Origin of the sequence: Corynebacterium sp. MSK035 (genome assembly GCF_030232615.1) — a bacterium.
Classification (GTDB): domain Bacteria; phylum Actinomycetota; class Actinomycetes; order Mycobacteriales; family Mycobacteriaceae; genus Corynebacterium; species Corynebacterium jeikeium_D.
This window is the reverse complement of the sequence record NZ_JASPJP010000007.1, coordinates 54420-79355: the sequence shown is the minus strand read 5'-3', so window position 1 is coordinate 79355 and position 24936 is coordinate 54420. Positions and strand designations below refer to the sequence as shown.

The 24936-nt window shown below is 58.5% G+C and carries 21 protein-coding genes and 1 pseudogene; 12 read left to right on the top strand and 10 right to left on the bottom strand.

Translation table 11 applies throughout. The features are described from left to right. Positions 1-12 precede the first annotated feature (12 nt). The 3 genes from QP978_RS06075 to QP978_RS06065 are packed head-to-tail and all read left to right on the top strand — an operon-like array spanning position 13 to position 4702. A complete protein-coding gene (locus QP978_RS06075; RefSeq protein WP_070429477.1) occupies positions 13-1038 on the top strand; it encodes an ABC transporter substrate-binding protein in 1026 nt (341 codons plus the stop codon). A gap of 21 nt (positions 1039-1059) precedes the next feature. Continuing rightward, on the top strand, positions 1060-2874 hold the full coding sequence (locus QP978_RS06070) for an ATP-binding cassette domain-containing protein (protein ID WP_070429478.1): 1815 nt from the start codon (positions 1060-1062) through the stop codon (positions 2872-2874). Position 2875: 1 nt separating this feature from the next. Next, positions 2876-4702, top strand: coding sequence for an amino acid ABC transporter ATP-binding/permease protein (locus tag QP978_RS06065; protein ID WP_070429479.1), 1827 nt, complete (start codon positions 2876-2878; stop codon positions 4700-4702). 49 nt (positions 4703-4751) lie between these two features. Here the strand turns inward: QP978_RS06065 and QP978_RS06060 are convergent, their stop codons facing one another. After that, on the bottom strand, positions 4752-6047 hold the full coding sequence (locus tag QP978_RS06060; RefSeq protein ID WP_049193610.1) for an alpha/beta fold hydrolase: 1296 nt from the start codon (positions 6045-6047) through the stop codon (positions 4752-4754). Between the two features lie 15 nt (positions 6048-6062). Then, positions 6063-7156 (bottom strand): annotated as a pseudogene (locus tag QP978_RS06055) (trimeric intracellular cation channel family protein). A gap of 57 nt (positions 7157-7213) precedes the next feature. Here QP978_RS06055 and QP978_RS06050 point away from each other — a divergent pair. Both QP978_RS06050 and QP978_RS06045 read left to right on the top strand, forming a co-directional pair. Further along, positions 7214-7810: an HD domain-containing protein gene (locus QP978_RS06050; protein WP_016422339.1), complete on the top strand. Its 597-nt coding sequence runs from the start codon at positions 7214-7216 to the stop codon at positions 7808-7810. A gap of 59 nt (positions 7811-7869) precedes the next feature. Continuing rightward, complete coding sequence (locus tag QP978_RS06045; RefSeq protein ID WP_187400067.1) at positions 7870-8904, top strand: NADP-dependent oxidoreductase; 1035 nt, start codon at positions 7870-7872, stop codon at positions 8902-8904. 4 nt (positions 8905-8908) lie between these two features. On the opposite strand, the gene QP978_RS06040 is transcribed toward QP978_RS06045, so the two are convergent. Beyond that, complete coding sequence (locus tag QP978_RS06040) at positions 8909-10228, bottom strand: MFS transporter (protein ID WP_224784251.1); 1320 nt, start codon at positions 10226-10228, stop codon at positions 8909-8911. Positions 10229-10370: 142 nt separating this feature from the next. On the opposite strand from QP978_RS06040, the gene QP978_RS06035 reads away from it, so the two are divergent. From QP978_RS06035 to nagB, 5 genes are all read left to right on the top strand, one after another. Further along, complete coding sequence (locus tag QP978_RS06035; RefSeq protein WP_284856963.1) at positions 10371-12131, top strand: ABC-ATPase domain-containing protein; 1761 nt, start codon at positions 10371-10373, stop codon at positions 12129-12131. Positions 12132-12238: 107 nt separating this feature from the next. After that, the gene (locus tag QP978_RS06030; protein WP_070603325.1) at positions 12239-13027 is read left to right on the top strand and encodes a MerR family transcriptional regulator; all 789 of its coding nucleotides are present in this window, start codon (positions 12239-12241) and stop codon (positions 13025-13027) included. Positions 13028-13092: 65 nt separating this feature from the next. Further along, complete coding sequence (locus QP978_RS06025) at positions 13093-13407, top strand: cupin domain-containing protein (RefSeq protein WP_069359611.1); 315 nt, start codon at positions 13093-13095, stop codon at positions 13405-13407. Positions 13408-13488: 81 nt separating this feature from the next. After that, a complete protein-coding gene (locus tag QP978_RS06020) occupies positions 13489-13800 on the top strand; it encodes a hypothetical protein (RefSeq protein WP_070643708.1) in 312 nt (103 codons plus the stop codon). Positions 13801-13961: 161 nt separating this feature from the next. Next, entirely contained in the window at positions 13962-14747 is a 786-nt protein-coding gene (gene nagB / locus QP978_RS06015; RefSeq protein ID WP_070429485.1) for a glucosamine-6-phosphate deaminase, read from the top strand. A gap of 55 nt (positions 14748-14802) precedes the next feature. On the opposite strand, the gene QP978_RS06010 is transcribed toward nagB, so the two are convergent. Next, positions 14803-15447 (bottom strand): cation efflux transmembrane domain-containing protein, encoded by a 645-nt coding sequence (locus QP978_RS06010; protein WP_284856962.1) that lies wholly within the window; start codon positions 15445-15447, stop codon positions 14803-14805. A gap of 8 nt (positions 15448-15455) precedes the next feature. Here QP978_RS06010 and QP978_RS06005 point away from each other — a divergent pair, with 8 nt between their 5' ends. After that, positions 15456-16541: a lipoate--protein ligase family protein gene (locus tag QP978_RS06005; RefSeq protein WP_070429487.1), complete on the top strand. Its 1086-nt coding sequence runs from the start codon at positions 15456-15458 to the stop codon at positions 16539-16541. A 161-nt stretch (positions 16542-16702) separates the two neighbouring features. Here the strand turns inward: QP978_RS06005 and QP978_RS06000 are convergent, their stop codons facing one another. The 6 genes from QP978_RS06000 to lepA form a co-directional block, all read right to left on the bottom strand. Further along, entirely contained in the window at positions 16703-17668 is a 966-nt protein-coding gene (locus QP978_RS06000) for an ADP-ribosylglycohydrolase family protein (protein WP_083276341.1), read from the bottom strand. A 79-nt stretch (positions 17669-17747) separates the two neighbouring features. Next, positions 17748-18320, bottom strand: coding sequence for a histidine phosphatase family protein (locus tag QP978_RS05995; RefSeq protein WP_005511515.1), 573 nt, complete (start codon positions 18318-18320; stop codon positions 17748-17750). Positions 18321-18369: 49 nt separating this feature from the next. After that, positions 18370-19305 carry a hypothetical protein gene (locus QP978_RS05990; RefSeq protein WP_224786603.1) on the bottom strand — a complete coding sequence of 312 codons (936 nt, stop codon included), beginning with the start codon at positions 19303-19305 and terminating at the stop codon, positions 18370-18372. 128 nt (positions 19306-19433) lie between these two features. Continuing rightward, the gene (locus QP978_RS05985; protein WP_070429489.1) at positions 19434-21017 is read right to left on the bottom strand and encodes a cation:proton antiporter domain-containing protein; all 1584 of its coding nucleotides are present in this window, start codon (positions 21015-21017) and stop codon (positions 19434-19436) included. Positions 21018-21108: 91 nt separating this feature from the next. Further along, on the bottom strand, positions 21109-22125 hold the full coding sequence (locus QP978_RS05980) for an ankyrin repeat domain-containing protein (RefSeq protein ID WP_038628151.1): 1017 nt from the start codon (positions 22123-22125) through the stop codon (positions 21109-21111). Between the two features lie 12 nt (positions 22126-22137). Beyond that, positions 22138-23985, bottom strand: coding sequence for a translation elongation factor 4 (lepA, locus tag QP978_RS05975; RefSeq protein ID WP_070429490.1), 1848 nt, complete (start codon positions 23983-23985; stop codon positions 22138-22140). Positions 23986-24147: 162 nt separating this feature from the next. Here lepA and QP978_RS05970 point away from each other — a divergent pair, with 162 nt between their 5' ends. Beyond that, complete coding sequence (locus QP978_RS05970; RefSeq protein WP_284856961.1) at positions 24148-24762, top strand: type II toxin-antitoxin system PemK/MazF family toxin; 615 nt, start codon at positions 24148-24150, stop codon at positions 24760-24762. Positions 24763-24936: the final 174 nt, after the last annotated feature.

Below are 24936 nucleotides of genomic sequence, written 5' to 3'. Positions count from 1 at the left end.
GGAAGTACTTTCGTGTTTTCACCAACTTCTCCTATCTCTGCCTTGAAGCGAAACTCTAAAAAGGCCGTCACTCTGCCGTTGATTGCAGCACTCCCCCTCGCTGCGGTGGTCGCTTGTTCTTCCTCGGAGGAGACGGCGCAGCAGTCGTCGTCAAGCGAAACTTCGACAAACCAGCAGGCGCAGTGGCCGCGTACTGTGACCGTCGGCGATCACGACGTTACGGTGCAGAGTCAGCCGAAGCGCATCGTTGCACTGTCGACCGAGGTTGCGGATCTGGCGTTGGAACTGGTTGGGCCAGAGCGTGTCGTAGCCGTGACGAAGAATGCGCTCGATGAGAGCTCGGGTAATCAGGTTGAGCTGGCGCGTCAGGTGCCTAACGCGATTGCCAACTCCACGAAGCCGGATCCGGAGCAGATTCTGTCCTATGAGCCGGACATGGTGTTGATGACCAGCCGCCATGATCAGGAGCAGTCGGCAAGTGAGCTGCTGGGTGCCAGCGATGTTCCGACCGCGGCGTTTGCCAGCAGTGATTTCGCCTCGCCGAAGGCGCTGGCAGAGTCGGTGACCAAACTCGGCAAGTTGCTCGGAGCCGAAGATAAGGCGGCCGAGATGGTTGCCAAGATTGAATCGGAAACCGAAGAGATTCTCTCGGAAATTGACTCCACAACTAAGCCAAAGACGCTGGTCCTGTTTGCCCGCGGTGGTCAGAAGATGATTATGGGCATGCAGTCGGCGACGCCGAATCTCGTTGAGCTGGCCGGTGGCGAGCCGATTTCGCCAAAGGGTAAGCGCCCGGGTGCCGTTCCCGCTGATCCGGAAACAATTGTGCAGCTGAATCCGGATGTCATTTTGATTCAGGATTTCCACGGCCAGGGCAAGGCTCCATTCCAGGAGTTGCTGGATAATCCGGCGCTTGCCGACGTCGCTGCGGTCAAGAATGATCGAGTGCAACTAATTGATGCGAAGACGACCTCTGGCACCGCCGGAATGCACATGCCCGATGGACTGCGTGAGATCGCTGACGCACTGGCTAAATAGAAAATAGGTTTTCACGTCGCTATGTGGATTCATGAAGCACTGACTTCCCCACCCCGCCGAATGCACTGGGTTTTGTTATCCAGCTGGGGGCGCAGCTTTTTCTTCGCTCTCAGCGCCGTGTCTCTTGGATACACGCTCGATGCTCTAAGCAGTTTGTACGGCGGTGTCGCAGACACCAGTGGCGGCAACTGGTTTGGGCAGTGGGGACTTCATGAATCCCTGTCCGCTGCAATTGTGGCGGTCATTCTGGGAAGCCTCTGTGCTTATGTCACCGAGGCATTGCCACCACGGCTTGCTGGCGAGCAGGAAAAGCTGTGGCGCTCACATGTGGTTGGCAGTGTGCTGAAGCCGGAGTTTTCCGCTCCTGAACAAGCCCCGAAGCACGCGCATGGAAGAGGGCACGGTGGCGGGAAATCCGGTCACTCACACCGAAGCGCGTCCAACACTGGCGAAGGCCTACTCTTCGATGCCGCGACCACAAGCGTCGAACAGACCGCGAACTACCGAGCGACATTTCTCGCTCCCACGTTGGCCTCGTTTAGTGCTCCACTGATCATTTTGGCGGTCTGGGCTTTGTGGGTGGATACGAAAACCGCCTTGTGGCTGGCACTATTTTTCATTTCCACGCCGCTGATCATTATTGGTGCGGGAAAGATTCTGCGGAAATCCAATGCGACGTATCGCCGAAAGCAAGCGAAGGCCACGCATGCCTACTTGGAGATGCTCGAAGGGCTGGGAACATTCAAAGTTCTTGGAGCAATTGATCGGGTCATGACGCGTTTTGCCAGCCAAACTCGCACCGCGATGGCTGAGCTCACCGCCCTACTCGCCCGCAATCAGCTGATGATTATTGTCAACGACGCGGTTTTTGGTATTGCAATGTCGACGACCGCAATCGGTCTTGTCTTGCTGCGTTTGCAGGCAGATGCAATCAGCGTTGGCACAGCTCTCGCAGGCGTTTTCCTATCCGTTCTGCTCTACGAGCCCGTCAATCGCGTCGGCCGCACTTTCTACATCGGACTCGGCGGGCGCACGCATCGAAACGGAATAGTGGAGGTATTCGGTGAGCCTGCCGCTAAAGCGTTCACAACCGGAACAGCGCATTCCGCCAAAGCCTCCGCACCGCACGCACCGGAGATTTCCCTCCGCGATGTGAGCGTTGACATCGGCGAAAAGCGCATTCTCTCCGATATCAACCTGACAATTCCAGCCGGCAGCAGAGTCGGCATCGTTGGCCCCAGCGGTTCCGGAAAGAGCACACTCCTGCGTGTACTCGCAGGCCTACAGCCGCATTCCGGGGAAGTCTGCCTTGACAGCCACGCGCTTTCAACCCCGGAGTTGCTCGCCAACTCGCTGCTCATCTCCCAGCAACCAGCCATCTTCGGCACCACCGTCGCGGACAATCTTCGCATCGCATGCTCGGACGCAACGGCCGTCGATATGCGAAAAGCACTTCGCGACGTGCACTTACTCACCGAAATCGAGCAGCGCCCTGGTGGTCTCGATTCGGAGGTCGGCGATCAGGGCAATTGGCTCTCAGGCGGGCAACGACGCCGCCTGGCCATTGCGCGTGGTCTGCTCGGTACTGCTCCGATTGTGCTTCTCGACGAGCCGACAGCGGACATCGATCGTCGGACGGAAGGTCTCATCAAGGAGTCCTTGACCCGCCTTGCTGAAGGACGAACGAGCATCATGGTCGCTCACCGCATGGAAGCGCTATCGGACGTTGATCTGGTCATTGTCGTCGCCGAAGGCCGGATCGTGGCTGCGGGCAAACCCGACCAACTGAGCACAAGCAATGAGTATTACGCACGAGCGCTGACCGAGGAGAGCTGACATGAACAACATCATCTGGTTGCTGCGCTTTTCCGCACAGGCTCGCGGAGCGCTCAGTGCATCTATCCTCGCACGCGTGGCTGGGCACATTCTGGGTGCATTGATGCTGGCTGTGCCCGCCTGGGCAATTGCCACAATTGCGCTGTCGAAGTGGGACGCAACCGACTCGTCGCAAAGCTTGAGCATGCAGTGGACGTGGGCGGTCATTGGCGTGGTTGCAGGGCTGGCGCTGTTGAAAGCGATTCTGCGGTATGTCGAGCAGTACCTCGGGCATCTGGCTGCGTTTCGGCTGCTCGGCGAGCTGCGGCTGTGGATCGTCGAGCGTCTTATCCCGCAGGCGCCCGCGGTAACCGATGGGCTGGGTACTGCCAGGATTCACACAATTGCGATTCGTGATGTTGACCGAGTGGAAGTCTTCTTCGCGCACACAATTGCGCCCGCGGTGACGGCCGTACTGATTCCGCTGATGGCGGTCGTGACAGCGGCATCGACTGCCGGAGCCCTGCCTGCGATTGCTCTGACGCTGACCTTCGCGGTTGGCTTTGTGATTGCGCTCGCAGGCTCTAAGAAGGCGACGACGGAGGCTTCCGCAACGAACTCCACACGCACGGACATTGCGCAGTACATTGCCGATACGCTGCGCCTTCGGGAGGAAATCCTCATCTACGGCGCAGCCGAGCAGCGGCTGCGGGGATTGCGTGAGCTCGATGAACAGCTTGCTCAGAAAATGCGTGCAGGCGGCAAGCGGGCTGGACTGCGCTCTGGCGCGACCGGACTTCGGATTTGGGGTGGCAGCATTGCCGTCTTTTGTGCTGGTATCCCGGCGCTTTCAGCCGACTACCGTATGCTCCCTGCTGTTTTGGTGACGACGTCCCTGGTGGCGGGAACTGCTTCATCAATGGATTCGATCGAGCGCCTGGCATCTTCTCTGCCAGCGGGACTCAATGCAGTCACTCGGATCAGGGAGCTGGCCGCGCAGCCGCCGACTGTGGAAGAGCCGAAGCAGCCGGAGTCGCTGGACCTGCACCACGCGCAGACCGCGAGGGCCAACTCCGGCGACTCAGTCCCTGCCCTCGAACTGAGCGATGTCAGCTACCGCTACCCTGGCGCCGATAACCCTGCACTGACCAAGATCAATCTGCGCATTGCCTCAGGCCAGTTCATCGGTGTGGTCGGCCCAACTGGTTCGGGCAAGTCCACACTCTCCCGGCTAATCCAGCGGCATGTCGATCCGGATGTCGGCGAGGTCATCATCAATGGCCACAATGCCCGTGACCTCGGCTCAACCAATGTCTGCCGAACGGTTGTTGTCGCAGATCAGAATCCCTTTCTCATGGAGGCCACCATCGCTGAGAATCTATGTCTCGGCGCGCCTGATGGCTGCGAGGTTCCCGAATCACTGATGCACTGGGCGCTCGAACTCGCCGCCATCAACCCTGCTGAGATGCCGTTGGACAGGCCCATTGGCCGCCGCGCGCAGCGGCTCAGCGGTGGTCAGCGTCAACGTCTGGCGCTGGCCCGCACCTACTTACGCGCGGTACTAGCCGACGGCACTAAGCCCAATGACCTCGCTGCACACCTCGCCGGAAAGATTGTTATTTTCGACGAAGCCACCAGCCACCAGGATCCACTGACGCAGGCTCGTATCGTGGACAATGCCCGCGCATGTGGAGCGACCTGCATCTTTATTGCGCACCGACTTCAGACACTGGCCGAGGCCGATGACATCCTGGTCATCGAAAACGGCCAGCTCATCGAACGCGGCACGTATGACAACCTCCTGAACGCAGACGGCGCATTTGCTCGACTTGCGCGCGCCGAGGTCTAGGCTCCTTCTAGCTCTCCGCGCAGGTCTTCCGCAGCACCCGGATACTCGCCTAGTGATCCTCGACGAGCTCGCGGAGCCGCGCGAAGATGGCCGCACCATCGTGGCGAATGCCGTCATGCTGGAATGCATTGGTCACATGTGGCCGCAGGTCCCGGTAGCAGTTGGCTGTCTCCATGGAGTACTCGAACGGCACGAAAATATCGTCGAGGTAAACCGCGGCTGCCGAGGTCGGGGCGTCGGCAAGCAAGCGTGCGGAATCATACGGCGAGCTTTCCCAGGTGTGCTGCGCAAATGCTTCCGCCTTTTCCTTGAAAGGAACGAGCGCGGGGTCCTCGTCGAATTGCCAGGGGAAAACGTGCTCACCGGTGAGATAAAACGGCTCGTCTCCTGCAGGATTGGCTTTTTCTTCAAAACCTGGGATTTCCTCGCGAATACGGTGAGCTGCCCAATTAGTTGTGGGCTGGTTCCCGACGCCACCATAAATGGATTCATGAATCGCGGCGTATAGCGGACCGTCGGCGAAACTCACGCGGGTCCCTACATCGGCCAGAAAATCGGTGCGCAATTGCTTTTCGCCATTGCGAATGTGGAATGGCTCTTCCAACAAATACGCCAGATTGTGGAATCCATCTCCGCGGCCTAATTCAATTCCGATGGTGCGGAATCGGCGAGAACTCAGTCGCTCACCGGTGGGGAGAGTTTCTGCAGATTGCTCGAGGTGCGCGCAGATTTCTCGAATTCGGTTTTCGGCCCACGGATACTCGCGATAAAAACGCTCGTGACGGGTGCGCAGCTTCGCATACGTCGTGCGATAAAGGTCGTCAGCACCACGGTCCAGAACAGGTAAACCGCCTGTGAGATAAGCGTGCTCCACGGATTCCGGATAGCGGCTGAGATACGAAGTAATACAAAACCCGCCAAAGGACTGGCCATACAGTGACCATTTGGCAATGCCCAAATGCTTTCGCAATGCTTCCGCGTCTTCGACGATGTATTCCTGACGCAATTGGGCAAGCCGCTCGGCCGGAACATCTGCAATATTGGCCGCATCAATTCGATGCGAGCGCCCAGTGCCGCGCTGATCCAGCAGGATGACGCGGAATTCCTTCAGCGCCTCACCGATTACTCCGCTGGCACCTACCGGACGCGGTGCCGGAAATCCCGGGCCGCCCTGCAAATAGACAATTGCCGGCGCATCCTCATTTCCTGGCGCATAGATTTCCCTGGCGAAAAGCTCAAATGTCGCGGCATTCGCAGCTTCGGTAAAAGGATCCCAGGGCACCTCAACGGTGTGTTCCTTAATAATGTACCCAAAATGCCTGCTTGCAGTACTCGTCGATGCCATGTCTCTGCCGCTCCTCTAATCCCGCTGCTCGTATTTCTTCATCAGCTTTGCGACGAGTAAATCGGTCGCCTCATCGTCCGCAAGAATTTGATCCAACATCTCCCGGTATTCCCGCTGCCGCAGTGCCGTATCTTCTCCGTAGTCATCATAGGAATCACCGGATAGGTCCACACCGAAATCGGATTCGTCGCTGTCATCCTGCACTGTCTCCTGCTGCGCCGTCGGCATGTGCAGATCCGCTGGGAAGTCCGCATTGAACTCCTCCAGGAATTCCTCCGCGTTGGCCTCGGCGTCGGAACGCGACACTCCCCTATCAACCTCAGCCTGAATGCGACGCTGCAGCGCTTTTTCCATCTGTCGGTGACGCCAGCTGCGGAGGCGTGCGGGCTCGAAACGTCGACCAACCTCGCGGCTCTTGCCCTCTGCTCGACGTGCGAGGACCGCAATCTGCGCCGCGGTGTCGTTCAGTGGCGCCCACTCCGAGTGTGCCGACACTCGCCAATTACCCCAGTACCCCAGCAGCGAAAGCAGGATGCTGACGATAGGACCAATGACCATGGACACGGCCATAAATCCCAAATGGTGGCCTCCGATGACAATGACCGCGCAAGCCACGGCCGGGATGACCGTGGGCTGGTTGCCGCCGAAAACAGCGGGTACTCGCCCGGTCACAATGTCGCGGATCATGGAACCACCAGTGGCGGTGAAAACGCCCATCATGATGCACGGCAGAATGGGCAGACCATACGTGACGCCTTTGACCGTTCCCGTAGCTGCCCAGAGTCCCGAGACCACAGCGTCACCGTGGACCTGAACGTATTCCCAGGTCTTTCCTTTGAAATAGAAAATCGCGCAATGAGCGCACCAGTAAACGCCAGGATTAGGTACTCCGGCTGGCTCATTGCGGCGACGGTGCCCTGGTTAATCAGAACATCGCGAATCATGCCGCCCCCCAGTGCGGAGAACAGCGCAATAAAGAAGAACCCGATGATGTCGTAGCCTCGTTGCCGGGCGATGGTGCCACCGATGATGCCCATGAGCAGGACACCACTGACATCGGACCACCGGTACATCGACTCGATGAGCGGATCTACTTCTGCGACGTTCATGATGTTCAAGCTTAGACGCTGCTATTTTTCAAGCATCAACGAAAGGTCGGGATACCCATGCAAAACGCTGACACCTTTGCTTCAGCACGCCCCAGCAGCAGGCTCATGCGCGGCATCGCAACTGCTTCCCGCGCACACGATGGGCACTACCGAAAGGGCTCTGGCCTTCCCTATATCAGCCATCCGATGTCAGTGATGTTGATTGCGGCGAGCGTGACTAACGACGAAGACGTGCTGTTGGCAGCCCTCTTCCACGACATTTTGGAAGACGTGCCGGAAAACTACTCACGTGCCGAGATGGAAGATGAGTTCGGGCCTCGCGTGGTTGAGATCGTCGAGGGCGTCACCAAAGACTCTTCCCTGCCCTCGTGGCAGGAGCGTGCCGATGCCTACCTGGAGCAGCTTTCTCATGGCAGCGAGGAGTCCCTCATCGTGGCCGCTGCGGATAAGTTCCACAATCTCAGCCAGACTCTGGAGGATTTAGACCGCGATGGTCACGCTCTGTGGGACCGCTTTCGGTCTACTCCGAGCCAGCAACTGTGGTGGTACACAAGCGTCCGCAACGTGATTGCCGAACGACTGCCCGACATGCCTTTGCTAGCGGACCTGAGCGTTCTTATTGAGCGCCTCGATTCCTGGGTACAAGAGGCGTAACCTGCGAGTCAACAATTAAACCGACAATTAATCCAGGAATACACGACAGGAGAATAATAGTGACTTCGGTTAATGCTTCGTCCACAGCCGAACTGCCCACCACCACTCAGCAATGGGTTTTAGCGTCTCGTCCGTCCGGCCTGCCAACTGACGAGAATTTCCGCCTCGAGACCGTCGATTTGCCTGAGCTTAACGACGGCGACATTTTGGTAGCCAACTCGGTCGCTACCGTTGATCCCTATATGCGCGGCCGCATGAACGACACCAAGTCGTACATCCCACCATTCCAGCTCGACCAGCCAATGACTGGCGGTGCTGTAGGCACCGTCCTTGCGTCCAAGTCGGATAAGTTCCAGGTTGGCGACGCTGTCCGCCACTCTTACGGCTGGCAGACCAACGCTGTTATTGCCGATTCCGAAGCAACTCCGGTTGACCTCAACGTTGCTCCAGCTGCTGCCTACCTGGGCATCCTTGGTCTTACTGGCCTTACTGCTTACGTTGGTCTGAGTGCCGTCGGAGAGATGAAGGAAGGCGACGTCGTCTTTATCTCTGGCGCTGCTGGCGCAGTTGGCTCGGCTGCTGGTCAGTTCGCCAAGCAGATGGGCGCTTCCCGCGTCATTGGCTCCGCCGGCTCGGACGAGAAGGTTAAGCGCCTGCTCGAACTCGGCTTTGATGCCGCTTTTAACTACAACGACGGCCCGGTTGCAGAGCAGCTAGCAAAGGCGGCACCAGAGGGCATTGACTTCTACTTCGACAACGTTGGTGGAGACCACCTGGAGGCAGCCATCGGCGCGATGCGCACCTTTGGCCGTGTCGCTATGTGTGGCGCAATCTCCCAGTACAACAACACCGGAGCTCCGACCGGACCACGCAACCTAGCTCTGGCCATTGGCAAGTGCATTACGTTGCGCGGCTTCGTATTGGGCAAGTACCTGCACCTGGCAGGTGAATTCCAGGAGCGAATGGCTCCGCTGGTCGTCAGCGGTAAGGTCGCTTACGATGTCACCACTCGCCACGGTATCGAGAACATGCCAGCTGCATTCCTCGAGCTGTTTAGCGGAGGCAACACCGGCAAGATGGTCGTAGAGTTCTAACGAACTAAAGAACTGCCCTGCGCGGAGCCGAGACTTCCTTCAGCCTGCTGGACATAGCGACACCAACCAGTCCCATCAGCGCCAGGAAGATTAGAGCCGCCGCAGGGCCGAAGCTAGCGATAACACCCGACAGCGCACCGACGATGAGCAGGACAACACCCATGATGGTGTTGGCCGCTCCGACGTACTCGGTGCGCTTGTCGCCTTCTGCCATGTCAACAACATAGGTCGAACGAGCCACACGAACACCGGCGTGAACGACGGACATTGCGAAGAAACCGAGTGGGAAAATCCAGGCATTGGCGCTGGTGGAAAGCCAGTGCGCACTTGCGACCAGCAGGAAAAGCACGATCGAGCCGACGAGCGAAGAGTAGGTCAGGACCTTCTTTGAGGATTTATCCGACCAGATTCCGGCGACTTTTCCACCAATCAGAGAAGCGAAACCCGCAGCGAGCATGAAGATGCCGACGTTTGCGTTCACTCCCCCGCCGCTACCGTCTGAAGCTTCCAGATCAGCACCCACCTGCGCACTCAAGGTCACGATGAACGACGTAGATAGTGCTGTGACCAGCAACAAGCTACGGACAATCACGAAGTCACGGAAGTTCTTATCCTCCGCAAATAGCCGCCAGGTGTCCTGCCACCAGGTTTTATTCGGCTCTTCCTTGTCATCTTCATTGGTGGGCTCGACAATTCCGCGGAAAATCAAAACCGCTGCCACCCATGACAGAGCTGCAGCAAAGATGAGCCCCGCCACGATCGGTTTGGTGACGTTATCGCGGATGATCCACAACACCGCACCAACAATAATTGCGGCGACACCGCCCAACATCGCAGCTCGGCCGCTGATCTGCCCGCGCTGCCCCTTCGGAATCGTGCGTCCTTGAACATCCTTGGAGGCCATCGAGCACAGTGCTCGGGCCGTCGCAAAGCCTGCAAGTGCGAGGATTACAGCAACACCGAGCGCGGTACCTTCCAGGAACAACGCCGCCAGACCAATCAGCGCTGCAGCGACCGCTTGCCCCAACGCCCCGGCAATCCAGACGGTCGTGCGGCGCGGGCGAGATTTCACCCACGGTGTCAGCGCAGCCTGCGGCAGCATAGAGCCGGACTCACGCACTGGCACAAGCATGGCGATGAAGAAGCCCGGCGCGCCAGCCGAATGCAGCAACCATGGCAACAACGTCTTTGCCGCGACGATTTGATCGCCAATATTCTGCAGGCCGTGCGCCCAAACATAGCGCTTGGCGTTGGTGCTGGCGTGTTTTTGCACCGACTCTGGGTTGTCCCCTACAGGTTTGTCAGCTACCGAGCTATCCGTCATACCTTTCACGCTACCTGTCCGCAGCAACGGCGCTGACGCACGCGACTGTCTGCTCAGGCCAGTCGAAGCACGAAACGCGCTTGCCCCTTCTGCCATTACACTCGCGGGAAGAACATCTAACATCTTCAACGAAAGTAGAAATATGCCCGCTGACCTTTATCGACGTCTCTCCAACCTCGATGGCAAGAGCTACGGTGCATACAAATCTCTTCGTGGCTCCCACGAGCTGCCAGACCTGGACGCGACGCTATTTATCGACAAGGTTCAATCCGACCCCTACGCCCCGGCATCGCGGGCACGCGTCCACATTCCGCTGTCCGTACTGGACTATCGCGGCGCCTCCCGGTCACAGCCCGGTAGGTTCAGCACGGCGGAGCTCGATTTGTTGAACCGCCGCCTCGTGCGCGCTTTGAAGAAGTATGGTCGCGGACTATTCATTGATTCTCCAGGTCAGCAGGTCTTGCGCCGAGCAGCTGTCGCTGAGCTCCGTGCGGATGCGCACGACGTCGATAAGCATGACGATGCCCTCCAGATCAGCCTAGAAATCCAACTGCCCGCCCGCGGCCGACGCATTCTCGGGCGTGAGGCGGCGCGCTTAATCTGTGAGGATCTGTTGGACGCGCTTGACGACGCCATCGTGAACGCACCCATCGATGCGCTCGAGGAAGCCGCGGAATTAGAGTATGACCAGCTCTTTTTACGCCGTGCGGTGGCGGACGCGGACCTGATTGGGTTTGTGGCAGACGGGTCGGTGTTGCCCCGTCAGGCGGGCAATAGCCAGCTGCCGAAGCCCGGTGCGACTGCGTTTACCTCGCCCGAATCGCTGCAGCACAGTTTTCAGCTGCCATCGGGTAAAACGGTGCACGGCATGGGCATTCCGCGGGGCGTGACGTTGATTGTCGGCGGTGGCTACCACGGCAAGTCCACATTGCTGTCCTCTCTGGTCACGGGTGTTTATAACCATGTTGCTGGCGATGGCCGCGAGTTTGTCGTCGCCGACGAGACTGCGGTTGCGCTGCGTGCCGAGGACGGCCGGGCCATCACTGGTGTGGATATCTCACCGTTTATCAACGGTCTTCCCTCCGGTGATGACACGACCCGGTTTTCCACGGCGAACGCATCGGGGTCGACCTCCCAAGCTGCGGGTCTGATGGAGGCGCTGGGTTCCGGTGCTCGAGTGCTGCTCATCGATGAAGACACCTCCGCGACCAACTTCATGATTCGTGATGAGCGTATGCGCCGACTCATCCCCGATGACCGGGAGCCGATTACTCCACTGGTCGCACGGGTCCGCGAGCTCTGGGAAAACCACGGAATCTCCACGGTCATCGTCGCTGGTGGTTCTGGTGCATTCATCGATGTCGCGGACACCGTGATTGCTATGGATGCGTACACGCCTTACGACGTCACCAAGCGCGCCCGTGAGCTCCGCGAATCGGCTACTCCGGCCGAGCCTTCGCCTGCTTTTGCGCAGATCGGTGAGCGTTTTCTGCAGGCTGACTTCCCCGCCGGCGAGAGCCGCGGACGTGGCGGTCACGGTGGCCGTGGTGGACACGGTGGTCGCGGTGGTCGCGGTGGTCGTGGCCGAGGCTCGAAACCACCTAAGCCACCGCGTGCGCGTGGTCTCGAGCTGATTCAGGTGGGCAAGGACAATCTTGACTTGCGTGCTGTCGGCCAATTGATGGATTCCTCCCAAACAGAAGCCATTGCCCGAATTCTGGGGGCCGTCGTCAAGCAGCTCGATGGGCGTACTGACCTCACCGAGCTGATCCAGCGCGAATACGACAACTTTTGTCATTCGCTCTTCGATGCGACAGCTGCGTCCACCAACTCTGGTCATCTCGCGGAACCGCGTTTCCAGGAGGTTGCGGCGGCAATCAACAGGCTTCGGCTCTTGCGGTAGCGGCTCGAAGGTTCGTGGACCAGCCCCGCCCCTGCGGCTGCCGCGGCTAACTTCCTCAATTGATTTCGGCGTCAGGGCTTGACCTTGACGCGACGTCAAACAGAAAGATGATTCCCGTGAGCAACAACGACAACGAGTACACCATCGGTGAAACGGCCGAACTCCTGGGCGTTACCACGCGCACGCTGCGACATTGGGACGCCATCGGACTACTCAGCCCGCAGTATCGCACGTGGTCCGACTACCGCCTCTACACCGACGAGGACATCGACACCGCGCTGGAGATTCTGGTCTACCGCGCCGCTGGTGTGCCGTTGAAGACTATCGAGGAGTTCATCCACGGCGATTCCTCCCCGAGAAGTCGAAAAGATCGTTTGCTCGCACAGCGAACTGTTCTCACCGAAAAGATCGCTGACCTGCACCACATGGTGCAGTCTTTGGACAAACTGATTGAGGAAGGACACACGATGGAAGCAAAGACGAAGGCAGAGCTTTTGGGCCGTGACTGGCAGAAACTCGAAGCCGAAGCTGAGGAGCGCTGGGGCGACACTACTGAGTGGGAGCAGTCTCAGCAGGCTCAGGAAAAGATGAAGGACAGCGACTGGGCCGAGCTTGAAGCAGAGGCTAAGGATTTTGCCGATGCGCTTGCCGACGCCGCCGAGCGCCACGTCGAGCCAGGCTCCACCGAGGCGGCCGAGCTAGTTGACCGTCACTTAGCCACTATTACCCGCTTCTACGAGGCTGGCCGAGAAAAGCAGATTCTGCTGGCTCGCATGTACGTCGCTGATTCCCGGTTTGATCGGTACTACCGCGGCAATGCTGGCTACCTGCTGGAGCTGATTGAAGCTCAGGCTCGTAAGGAAGGCATTGACCCGGCTACTGCCGAGTGGCGGTAAATACAGGGAAGCAGCCGTTCAGCCCGGCCTTCCCATCCGGGACTGAATCGGCATAGAATTGCTTCATGAAATTCATCGAAGCCGCAGACTTCACCGCTGATCACCCGTGGGGCGCACTGGATGTGGTCACTATGACTGGAGCCACAAGCGTCCGGCTCCACTGGAGCGATCAGCCATACAAGTGGCACATCAATGATGGCGAAGAGGTCTTTGTGGTTGTCGACGGAGCCGTCGATATGCACTACCGCGATGCGGGACAGGAATGCGTACGCACATTAACGCCTGGCACTATCTGTTTCGCAGAAGCCGGCGACGAACATGTCGCGCACCCGCAAGGCGAGGCGCGCATGCTTGTCATTGAAAAAGAAGGCTCAGTCTAGCCCACAGCAACAGCAGCCGACAGTGCACACTTCGGCATCCCCATAACTCCGTCATACCCCAGACTCGGGAAGGAATTAACCATGAAATTCTCTCGCTCTATCGCCGCTGTCGCCATCGGTGCCGCTACTGTGCTGGGCGCTGTTGCTGCCTCTCCAGCTGTCGCACAGGCTATTGGTTGCCCCTTTGCACCAGTGCACAAGTATGAAGAACACCGTTTCTCCGGTTCTTCGACTTCAGCAGATGCTTTCAAGGTTTGGTTTAACGGTGGCGTCTACATTGAACCAATCGTCGAAACGCTGGATTTGGTTGAGCTTCAGGTTAACGACACCCAGGTCGCTCAGGCTGGCGACATCATCTACAAGGATGAAAACGGCAACTTCTGGGTGAAGTAGCCTACGCAGGAACAACAGGGCTCAATTACAGGTCTAACCCCATGGCAGATTAACCTCATCTGAATAGGGCTATAGCGCTTAGCGTTGTGGAGTCACTGGTACTCTGTCTCGCACCTTTTGCAATTTCTGCCACGAGCCCTCGTTTTCAGGAGTGTTCCACCATGGAAATCATCATCGTCGATTCTGAGGCCGAAATCGCGAGCATCGCTTCGGACTACCTCGCTCACTACGCCAACAAAGGTGGAAACCTCGGTGTAGCAACAGGATCGACCCCGCTTGCGACGTATCGGGAACTGATTCGTCGCCATCGGGCTGGTGAAGTCACCTTCAAAGACTGCAGTTTCTTCGCACTCGACGAGTACGTGGGCCTGCCGATCGAGCATGAGCAGAGCTACTACCACGTGATTCACAATGAGTTTTCCGATCACGTGGATGTTGACCCGGCGAGGGTCCATATTCCCGATGGCCTCGCGGACGATATCGGCGCGGCCTGCGAGGATTACGAGCGAAAGATTATCGAGGCCGGCGGCATTGACATTCAGTTGCTGGGCATCGGCACCAATGGGCATGTTGGTTTTAACGAGCCCGCCAGCTCTTTTGGCTCTCTGACTCGCATTAAGACGCTGCACCCGCAGACCGTGCTGGATAACGCCCGGTTCTTCGACTCTGCAGAAGACGTGCCGTACCACGTGGTCACCCAAGGGCTTGGCACCATTTCACGTGCGGGGCACCTCCTGCTGCTGGCCACCGGCACCGCAAAGGCGCACGCTATTGCCGCCTCCATCGAGGGCCCACTGAGCGCTTCCATGCCGGCTTCCGTGTTGCAGCTGCACCCGCGAGCCACGGTTGTGATTGACCAAGCTGCAGCCAGTGAGCTGAAGAACAAGGAATACTACGAGTTCACCTACGCTCATAAGCCGCAGTGGCAGAAGGATATGTGGAAGTAGGCCCCGGCCCTCCCCGGCCCCTTCCCAACCTTCGCTCCCCCCGGACTAGCCAGCGCTAGTCGTCATCATCCATCTCTAGCTCGGGGTCTTCGGCACGCGCCTGCTCGTAAACTTCCTTCGCGGCCGTCAGGTTGATGACGCCGATGACAAGTCCCACGACGATGTCCGGCCATGCGCTGAACCAGAAAATGGTGACCACTCCGGCGGCGAGAATGAGCAGGTTCGCCAGGACGTCGTTACGCGCCGCCAACCATGCGCCCCGCATAAGCGCACTGTCGGCCTTGCGCAGGTTCATCAGCAAAATCGCGCAAACCAGGTTGATAACCATCGCGATAATCGCCGTCACCGACAGTGTTAGCGGCTCTGGCGGCTCACCGCTGATCATCTTCCAGATGGCAGTGCCGAACGCCGCGATTGCCGGAATCAGGATCAATCCGGCGAGGCCGAAGCTCGCTTTACGACGGCTCGCCAGCGACCAACCCAATGCGGTGAGAACCAGCAGGTTGATGAGGAAATCTTCAAGAAAGTCCGCAGCGTCAGCAAACAGGGCTGCGGAGCCAATAATCGAGGCGACAATTAATTCAACGAAGAATCCGAGAAGATTCAAGCCCGCTACCCACGCGACAGTTTTGCGGGCGCGGTGATCCAAAGTCGATGAGGTAAACACGGGGGATATCGTAACGCCCGCCGCGAGTACCATCGAAACCTATGACCTCCGCACAGAAATTCCACTCAGAGATGAAGGTTCCCGGCGGCAAATTGGTTGTCGCCGACTGCGAGACCACAGGCGACACTATTTCGTCGATAAGCATTTCGGGCGACTTTTTCCTCGAACCCGATGAAGCCTACGACATCATTAATGACGCGCTCCTCGGTGCACCTGCCGAGGACAATACAGAGCGCCTGCAGGCTCGCCTCGATGCGGCGCTGAAGGATTTTGAGGATCAGTCTGGCCGCGAGGTGCGACTGCACGGTTTTGATACCCACATCATTGCGCAAGTCGTTCGACGTGCACTGACACAGGCCGTCGACTTCACTGATTTGGAGTGGGAGGTTTTGCAGCCGGGTGTCCTGCCGACGGTGATGAATGTTGCGCTCGACGAGGTCCTTCTTGATCAAGTCAATTCCGGGCAGCGCGGACCGACTCTGCGTTTCTGGGATTGGGATGATCGTGCCACTGTGATCGGTTCATATCAGTCTTATGTCAACGAACTCGAGCCCGAGGGTGTAGAGAAGCACGATGTGCAAGTGGTGCGTCGTCTCTCCGGCGGTGGCGCGATGTTCATGGAGGGCGGCAACTGCGTCACCTACTCGATCTATGTACCAGAGAAGCTGGTCGCTGGTCTTAGCTACGTCGAATCCTATGAATTCCTCGACCGCTGGGTCATCGCTGCACTTGCGCAGCTCGGGGTCAATGCGTGGTATGTCCCCATCAATGACATCACCTCCGATGGCGGCAAGATTGGTGGTGCCGCACAGAAGCGCCGTGGCTCAACAGTGCTTCACCACGTCACCATGAGTTATGACATCGACGCTGACAAAATGATGGAAGTCCTGCGCATTGGCAAGGCCAAGATTGCCGATAAGGGCCTGCGCAGCGCGAAGAAGCGCGTCGATCCGCTCCGTCGCCAGACCGGTGCCAGCCGCGCGGAAGTCATTGACACGATGAAGCAGACATTCATCAACCGCTACGGTGCCGCCGAGGCATCGCTTTCCGATGAGGACTTCGCTGCGGCGCAGCATCTTATTGACACCAAATACGGCACGGAGGGCTGGACTCACCGAGTCCCCTAATGCCCACGCCAACTATCTAAATGAAGAAAATCTTCGGGAAAGAGAGTTAACTGGATAAAAAGTAAACCAAGGAGACTCGGCGTGGACGACGAGAAGAAACGGCGTCAAGTGGAAAGAAATCTGACGATACGTCCACTCATTAGTGAGTGCGTCGCCGAATATTAGCTCTCCATGCCCACCAGTTTCTCCGCCAACTCCGCAACATCGTTTGGGTGATACTGCGCGGGCCGGTTTCGCTTCGGCGAGCAGGAATCAATGACATCCCGCCACCGCTGCGGAATGCCGGAGGCCCCAAAGACGCCACCGAGAAAAGCACCAACAATGGCCGCGTTAGTGTCGGTGTCGCCGCCACGGCCAATGACTCGGACCAGAGAGTCCTCAAAGGTCGTGGTTTTGTCTTCTACCCGGCGCAGTTCTTCATGCAGTGCCCACAGCGCAAAGCGCAGCCATCCCTGATGCACCGAGAAATCCGGCTCCCCGCTATCCACCACGGCACCGCTGGCCTGCCACTCGGTTTCCCACTGCGCGCGCTGGGAAGCCAGCCACTCCATCAGCGCACTCACGCCAATGCCGCGGCGCGGCTGGTGGAGGCCGCCGCTGATGACGTCGGCAAGCGCGGATGCGTAACGTGAATTGGCCTCTATGCACACTGGGTGCGGGTGCGTGATGGCGGCGTCCTTGCGTGCGAGTTCGCCAGCGCGTGCGGGATTGCGCCAGTATGCGACGGCCAGCGGTGAGATGCGCATGAGCGCGCCGTTGGCCTGGGAGTTCGGGTTCGGTGCGTGTCGTAACAGCGCCGCCGTGGTGGCCTCTCCGATGTCGAAAGCGTCGGAGTTTGCCCAGCGCACATAGGACTCGCGGACATCGGCGGCATCGTAGCCTTCGCAGCGCACCAGTGAGCGTGCCAGCGCCAGCGCCATTTCGGAGTCATCAGTGGGCTGGCCGGCGGCGATGTTGTGGGTGCCGCCATCGGCAAGTTCACAGACACCGTGTGGGTAGCGCTGTGCAATCTCCTCGGCACTACAAAACTCCACTAGCGCGCCGAGGTTATCGCCGATGACCTGGCCATAGAGCACGCCGCGGGCACGGTCGACTACGCGGGCGAAAGCATCGGAATTGTGATTCACAGGCACCTCTTACAGAGCTTGACGGCGTTGGCGGCTTGAATGGCATCGGCGAATTCACCGAGACACCTGTACAACGCCGCTACAATCCCCGCGAGAGGTTCCAGCGCAGAACCGCAGGTCGGTCATGGTAGCGACCGAGCACGGACAGGGATGCGGTATTCAATGGGAAGGACTGGCCAAGTGCAATGGGCAGTTCCAACCAGGCTGTGGTGAGCGCACGCAGCGAGTGACCGTGGGCGAACAGAATCGCCTTGTCTTCGCCCGATTCACGCACCCTTTTCACCACTCGCTCAACTCGCTCACGGACTTCCTCCGCGGTTTCGCCATTGGGCACACCGTGAGTCCAAATCTGCCAATCGGGAACGGTCTTTTGCACTTCCTTCGAGGTAATCCCCTCGTAGTCGCCATAGAACCATTCCGCGAGATCCTCTTCGACCTCGAAGTCGTGGAACCCCGCCAATCGAGCGGTCTCCTGGGCGCGCTGACGGGGTGATGCCAGCACTAGCCCAAAGTCCTTCGGATCCAGCCAGCCGTTGAGGGCCTTGGCTTCTTCCCGACCGTTGTCAGTCAGCGGAAGATCAGTTACCGATGTGTGCTGCCCAGTGCGCGACCACTCAGTTTCACCGTGCCGCACGAGATATAAATCAGTCATAGTTCCAGCTTAGGCTTATTTGAAAATGCTGTTAGCCGCGGTAACCCTGCTAGCCCATCACGGGGTCACGGACTTCCAAGCCATGCTCCGGGTCCTCACACACCGTTACCGCTCCCAACTCCTCAGACCTCGCCGCCGTCGGAGAGCTACAGGTCCAGTCCCCTACTTGAGCGGTCAGGGTGTTGCCACCGCCCTCAGTGTCCTTGATTGCGTCGTACCGATCCAACACATCCATGGCCTCAGCGCAGGTCATCTCACCCTTGACCACTTCCGCCAGACGATGGCCCTCCATGGCACCGCACATCATCGGCCCCTGAACAAGTGCATCCGTGCCCTGACTGTAGCCCCTCGCCGGCTCACTCCCCTGGGCCATGAGTTCCTCGGCGGAATCGAAAACCTTGCCGGAGGTGCGAATATTCTTGTCCTTGCCTTCGATGGTAAAGGCCGCGTTATCCGACTGGCACACCAGCTTGTTCGCATCCGTCTTCGCACACGCAGCGGTGCCGAAGCTCGTCCATTGGCCGTCGTCAAGCTCTTCCTGAGCCGGCGGTACCCCTTCGACGAGCGTGTACGCGGCACCTGAAGTATTCAGCATGATTGCGCCCGGCGACTGTGGTGGGAACGGCGGAACCTCCACGTCGGGAATCGACGAATCAGCCTTACCGATGCACGTCACCGCGCCGTCTGAGTAGAAACACTCGCTCTTTTTCCCGTCTAGCGTGACGTAGAACGCCTTGATTCCGTTCTGGCTAAACCGCTGAACGTCAATTTTCTGGTAGGCGCTTTCATCAAATCCGATGCTGTCGACGCTTGTCCCCTTCGTCGGCGACGGCATCTTCGGATTATCGCCCTCGCTTGCCGACGTCGATTGCGACTGTACCTCACTCTGATCATTGTTGCTTTGTGATGCGGCGGCATCTTCGGAATCTGAAGATGAGCAGCCGACGAGAGTTCCGAGCATGACAACAGCAAGGCCCGCGGTCATCCGAAACATCGCACTGCGACTGGATCGAATAGGACTCGCGGGCATCTGGTTTTGGGTGACTGACATGAAATCAGCTTATCGCCGAACGAATCGGCTGGCTTGTTGTTTGCCGTATTTAACGGATGCGACTAAGACCGCTGCTTAAGCGTCTCCACTGCACGGTCGGCGAGCTCCTCGCCAGCACCGTCGTAGAGGTAGACGGCCATGTCGGCACCAACGTTGAGAAGCTGATCCTTAAACCTCTGCACCTTAGTGGTGGTAGCAACCACGGCTTCGGTGTCCTGCTTACGGATGTTCTGAATCATCGCGTAGGTCTCAGCGTGCTCAGACAGCGCCAACACGTACAGCGCTGGTTTCTTCTCCAGCTCGATGTGGTGCCAGAGCTCTGGGTCTGTCACATCGCCTGGGATGACCTGGTAGCCCTGCTCGCGCAGCTCTTCGATGCGATCCTCGTCGAAATCAACACCGAAGACGTTCATGCCGTACTCGTTGACCAACCTGCCGTAGACACCAACGCCGACTCGCCCCATACCCATGATGAGAGCATCGGCGCTATCAATAATGACCTTTGCCTCTTCTGGCACCAGGCGGTCCTCTGGGGTTTCTGGGACGAACTTCTGCAGGAAGCTGACAATCTTGTCTTCGTGCGGGGCCATCAGCGAGCTGGCAATGAAGCTACCCGCCACGGCGACTGCCATAATCGAGGTCCATTCTTCCGGCAGAATGTCCTGTTGCGTCGCCGCCGCCATCACAATTAGGCCGAACTCCGAGTAGTTACTCAACGTCAGCCCCGCCAGCGCACTCGTGCGCAGCGACAGTCCCATGCGCTTGAGAATCCAGATGAAGATAGTGGCCTTGAGCACCAGGAACAGCACCATAATCGCAGCGATGACGTAGCCGCCCGCGCTTGGCAGACCACCGAGACCAATCTCGATAAAGAACGCGACCAGCAGTAGCTCACGAATACTAATCAGTGCTTCCGACAGACGGTCAGAAATTGGGTGCGAAGACAGCAGAATACCGGCGACCAGGGACCCCAGCGAGCCAGAGAGCCCTGCCAGTTCGAAAGCCGAGTAAGAAGCCACTGCAATACCAATACCGGTGAGAACCAGCAGCTCAGTGCGGAACATGCGGTTGGGAAGCCGCGCCGCCAGCGGGCGAATGAAGAACAATAGTGGCAGCGCCAGCGCCCACAGCTCCGGGGTCTTACCCGACGATGCCACCAGCACGCCGACCGCAATGATGTCCTGCAGAATGAGTACACCAATCGCGATACGTCCGATGGCCGAAGCACCGCGGTTCTGCTCCTCCAAGTGGCTCATCACAAACACCGTCGACGAAAATGAAGTCGCGATGCCGATGTAAATTAGCGCGGTCACCGACAGTCCCGTGAGCTCACGCAGCGGCAAGAAACTGGCGACACCGAACAGCACGGCAAAAACTACCGTGTTTAAAAACGCGTGGCCAAGCCCCGAAAAGACCACTCGTGGCGCCACGATATCCTTCGGATTTAGCTTCAGACCGATTGTGAACAGCAAGGTGGTAACACCAAGCTCGGCCAGCGAATCAATGAACGGGATTTCCTCAAGCCCCATTGCATGAACGGCAAAACCGGCCCCAAGGAAACCAATCAGCGGCGGCAGCCGAAGCAACGACGCACCGAGTCCGCCGATAATCGAAAACAGTATTGCTGTTAGGTATACGGATTCCACCCATCAAAGATATCAGCTGACACTACCGATTGATGCAGTGGCTAACCATTAACAGATTTTTAACACCAAACCGGGGTTAGCTTCTTGGGAGTTAGCGCCGGTACGGGACCTCGCCCAACGCAATCGGCTGCGGGTGCTCTGTAACCCACTCGATTGTCGCCTCCGTCAGCGCATCAATGTCCGCCTCACCAGCTTTGCGCTGCTTTACGACGGCCATGGCATCCTCGGCGGCCCCAACCGTCTCCAGCCAGAAGTCGATCATCTTGGCATAGTCTTCGTCCCAGTTGACGTAGCCCATCTCCAGCGCTTCGTACCCGAGCCGGCCCACGATGCGGATAACTTCGCCCTGCACAGTCGCGGCTGGGCCACCACCCGGCACCAGGTAGTTCCAGAGGTATCGGAACTGGCCGTTGATCGACTTGTCTGCGGGGACAATAATGTCGCTGTGGCCGTCGTGAGGCGTGATTTCCTGCGGGCGGTCAGCACCGATGCGCTCATATAGTCGATCCATGACTGGCTGGTACTTGTCGCGCTGCTTGTCTGACAGGCGGTTGTAGCGGCGACCGAACTTAGTGAACTCTTCGCGAGCTTCGTCGTCGATTTCCGAACCCGCGTCCAGGAGCACCTCGATACTCGCTAGGACTCGACTGAGGGAATCGATATCGGCGGTAGCGACGGCCTCTTTGAACGCTGTCCGGCCGTGACCGAGGCGGTTCTCGCGGTGAAGGTCAGCGCCATTTTCCAACAGCAACGCAATGGCCTTGGGCTGATGGCTCTTCGCTGCCTGGAATAGAGGCCAGTGTTTGCCAGCTTCGATGTCAGCACCGCATTCGAGCAGGACTTTCATCTTGTCGGTATCGCCCCGGCTTGCGTGCTCTGCCAGGGCGGTTTTACCGAAGCGGTTCTCGGTGTTGACGTCGATTCCCTGGTCGATTAGCCAGCGCATGAGCTCCGGCGGGGTGCCACGGAGCGCTAGTGCAGTGTCCTTGCTGTATCCGAAAACTGCGTTGAGTGCGCAAGCGTCATAGACGGCCTTCAGCGCATCCATGTCACCGGCTTCGAGCAGCTCTTCGAAGTCCTCGACCAGTTTCTTCCGCTTCCGTGGCATGCAGTTTCCCCTTTACTTACCGCCCTCATCGGTGGACAGCGCAGCCACGAATGCCTCCTGCGGCACCGAGACCGAACCGATGTTCTTCATGCGCTTCTTACCGGCCTTCTGCTTCTCCAGCAGCTTGCGCTTACGGGAGATGTCACCGCCGTAGCACTTAGCAAGGACGTCCTTGCGCAGTGCACGGATGTTCTCGCGGGCGATAATCTTCGAACCGATTGCGGCCTGAACTGGGACCTCGAACTGCTGGCGAGGGATTAGCTCACGCAGCTTCTTGGTCATCTTGTTGCCGTACCACTGCGCGTTGTCGCGGTGGACGATAGCGGAGAACGCATCGACGGCCTCGCCCTGCAAGAGGATGTCCACCTTGACCAGATCCGCAATCTGCTCGCCGGCGTCTTCGTAGTTCAGCGAAGCATAACCCCTGGTGCGGGACTTCAGCATGTCGAAGAAGTCGAAGATAATCTCGCCCAGCGGCATCTTGTAGCGCAGTTCCACGCGGTCCTCAGACAGGTAGTCCATACCACCCATCTCACCGCGCTTCTGCTGGCACAGCTCCATGGTGGGGCCAACGAACTCGCTTGGCACGACGATGGTGCACTTAACCATCGGCTCGTAAATCTCGCGGAGCTTCCCCTCCGGCCAGTCACTCGGATTGTGAACAGTGACCTCGGTGCCATCCTCAGTGACCACGCGGTAGACAACGTTCGGGGCCGTCGAAATGAGATCCAGGTCGAACTCGCGCTCCAGTCGGGCGCGGGTGATCTCCATGTGCAACAGGCCCAGGAAGCCCCCGCGGAAACCGAATCCGAGGGCCACCGAAGTCTCAGGTTCGAATGTCAACGAAGCGTCGTTAAGCTGGAGCTTTTCCAACGCATCACGCAGGTCAGGATAGTCCTGCTGAGAGATTGGGAACAGACCGGAGTAGACCATCGGCTTTGGCTCTGCGTAGCCTTCCAGCGGCTCCTCCGCCGGTGTGGCGTTCAGCGTGACGGTGTCACCGACCTTGGACTGACGGACGTCCTTCACACCGGTGATGAGGTAACCGACCTCGCCGACGCCGAGGCCCTTACACTTCTTCGGCTGCGGCGAGACGATGCCGATTTCCAACAGCTCGTGCTTAGTTCCGGTGGACATCATCTGAATGACTTCACGCGGCTTGAGCTGCCCATCAACAACACGGATGTACGTGACCACACCACGGTAGGTGTCGTAGACCGAGTCAAAAATCAGCGCACGAGCAGGTGCCTCCGGATCGCCGACCGGTGCCGGGACGAGCTCACAGACTCGGTCGAGCATTTCCGCAACGCCCTCACCGGTCTTGCCCGACACACGCATGACATCCTCCGGCTCACAGCCGATGATGTGCGCGATTTCCTCCGCGTACTTATCCGGATCCGCGGCCGGCAGGTCAATCTTGTTCAGAACCGGAATGATCTCCAGGTCGTTTTCCATGGCCAGGTACAGGTTGGCCAGCGTCTGCGCTTCGATGCCCTGAGCAGCGTCGACAAGCAGAATCGCGCCTTCACACGCCTCTAGCGCACGCGAGACTTCGTAGGTGAAGTCGACGTGACCAGGCGTATCAATCAGATGCAGGACAATCTCTTCGCCCGCGTGCTCGCCGGTGCGCGGAACCCACGGCAGGCGCACGTTCTGAGCCTTAATGGTGATGCCGCGCTCGCGCTCAATATCCATGTTGTCGAGGTACTGATCGCGCATATCGCGTGCTTCAACAACGCCCGAGAGCTGCAGAATTCGGTCCGCCAGGGTGGACTTACCGTGGTCAATGTGCGCAATAATGCAGAAATTTCGAATCCGTGAGGGGTCCGTAAAAGTCTGCTCCGCAAAATTCTTGGTCACGTTGGGTCTACTCCGAAAAATAAAGACGTTATGGGCATTGGGGCGCGGCGTTGGCCGACCCATATGCGCCGGCCTCGAAAACCGACCAGCCGGGCTTAAATACAATCACGCACAATCTTACCTATCGATTCCCTCCGCACTAAACCTCTAGACTTAGATTCCATGAGCTCCACTTCGTCCACCGATCAAAATGAACGCGAAAGCTGGCCACGCCGCCTGCGTAATCACATCAGCGCGCGTCTTTTCGCCGGTACCGAGTGGTTCCGTGGCCCCGACACACTCGACGAGGCGCTGTTTAAGCTCAACATGCAGCTAGGACTCGCCCAGGACACCTCGCTGTCCGACGAGTCCAAGGAGGCCCTACTTCGACTGCGAGATTCGGTGACCATCGCGCGTCCGACCGCGGAGCTGGCCCGTACAATCGTCTACAGCCCCGACATGGATGGTCAGGCCGACCCCGGCGAAGTGGTATGGATTCCGCTGCAGCTCGAAGGTGAAAATGCTGCCCTGCGCGAGCGCGCTGTGGTCGTGGTTGGGCGCCATGACCAGTACCTATTGGGCATGCTGATTTCCACCCGCAGCGAGCACAGTGAGCATCCGGAGTGGCTATTTATCGGCAGTGGGTTCTGGAATGAAGACCCCAAGCCATCGTGGGTTCGCATGGACCGTATCTTGCTCATCCCAGAATCGGGTATTCGCCGCGCAGGTGCGATGATGCCCCGTAGGCGCTTTGAGCTCATCGCCGCCCGGCTGCGCGGGGACTACGGCTGGAATTAGCCGCAGCTGGAATTAGGCAGCGGCTGGTATTAGGCAGCGCTGTTTGCTAAGATTCTGCAAGTTGTTTACCGTTGCGTTCCTTTGCGGCGAGCGCGGGCAGGACCTTGGGTTCGCGTTTTCATCGCCGTATAAGCGCAGTGCATGGTTTTATCCCGCTGGTTAATTAGTTTGAAC

Coding starts and splice junctions, on each gene's coding strand:
- QP978_RS06030 (WP_070603325.1), top strand. CDS start 12,239: ATGATTCCCGTGAGCAACAACGACAACGAGTACACCATCGGTGAAACG.
- QP978_RS05990 (WP_224786603.1), bottom strand. CDS start 19,305: ATGACCGCGGGCCTTGCTGTTGTCATGCTCGGAACTCTCGTCGGCTGC.
- QP978_RS05995 (WP_005511515.1), bottom strand. CDS start 18,320: ATGACTGATTTATATCTCGTGCGGCACGGTGAAACTGAGTGGTCGCGC.
- QP978_RS06010 (WP_284856962.1), bottom strand. CDS start 15,447: ATGGTACTCGCGGCGGGCGTTACGATATCCCCCGTGTTTACCTCATCG.
- QP978_RS05980 (WP_038628151.1), bottom strand. CDS start 22,125: ATGCCACGGAAGCGGAAGAAACTGGTCGAGGACTTCGAAGAGCTGCTC.
- QP978_RS06035 (WP_284856963.1), top strand. CDS start 10,371: ATGCCCGCTGACCTTTATCGACGTCTCTCCAACCTCGATGGCAAGAGC.
- QP978_RS06050 (WP_016422339.1), top strand. CDS start 7,214: ATGCAAAACGCTGACACCTTTGCTTCAGCACGCCCCAGCAGCAGGCTC.
- QP978_RS06070 (WP_070429478.1), top strand. CDS start 1,060: ATGTGGATTCATGAAGCACTGACTTCCCCACCCCGCCGAATGCACTGG.
- nagB (WP_070429485.1), top strand. CDS start 13,962: ATGGAAATCATCATCGTCGATTCTGAGGCCGAAATCGCGAGCATCGCT.
- QP978_RS06040 (WP_224784251.1), bottom strand. CDS start 10,228: ATGACGGATAGCTCGGTAGCTGACAAACCTGTAGGGGACAACCCAGAG.
- QP978_RS06065 (WP_070429479.1), top strand. CDS start 2,876: ATGAACAACATCATCTGGTTGCTGCGCTTTTCCGCACAGGCTCGCGGA.
- QP978_RS06025 (WP_069359611.1), top strand. CDS start 13,093: ATGAAATTCATCGAAGCCGCAGACTTCACCGCTGATCACCCGTGGGGC.
- QP978_RS05970 (WP_284856961.1), top strand. CDS start 24,148: ATGAGCTCCACTTCGTCCACCGATCAAAATGAACGCGAAAGCTGGCCA.
- QP978_RS06060 (WP_049193610.1), bottom strand. CDS start 6,047: ATGGCATCGACGAGTACTGCAAGCAGGCATTTTGGGTACATTATTAAG.
- QP978_RS06020 (WP_070643708.1), top strand. CDS start 13,489: ATGAAATTCTCTCGCTCTATCGCCGCTGTCGCCATCGGTGCCGCTACT.
- QP978_RS06005 (WP_070429487.1), top strand. CDS start 15,456: ATGACCTCCGCACAGAAATTCCACTCAGAGATGAAGGTTCCCGGCGGC.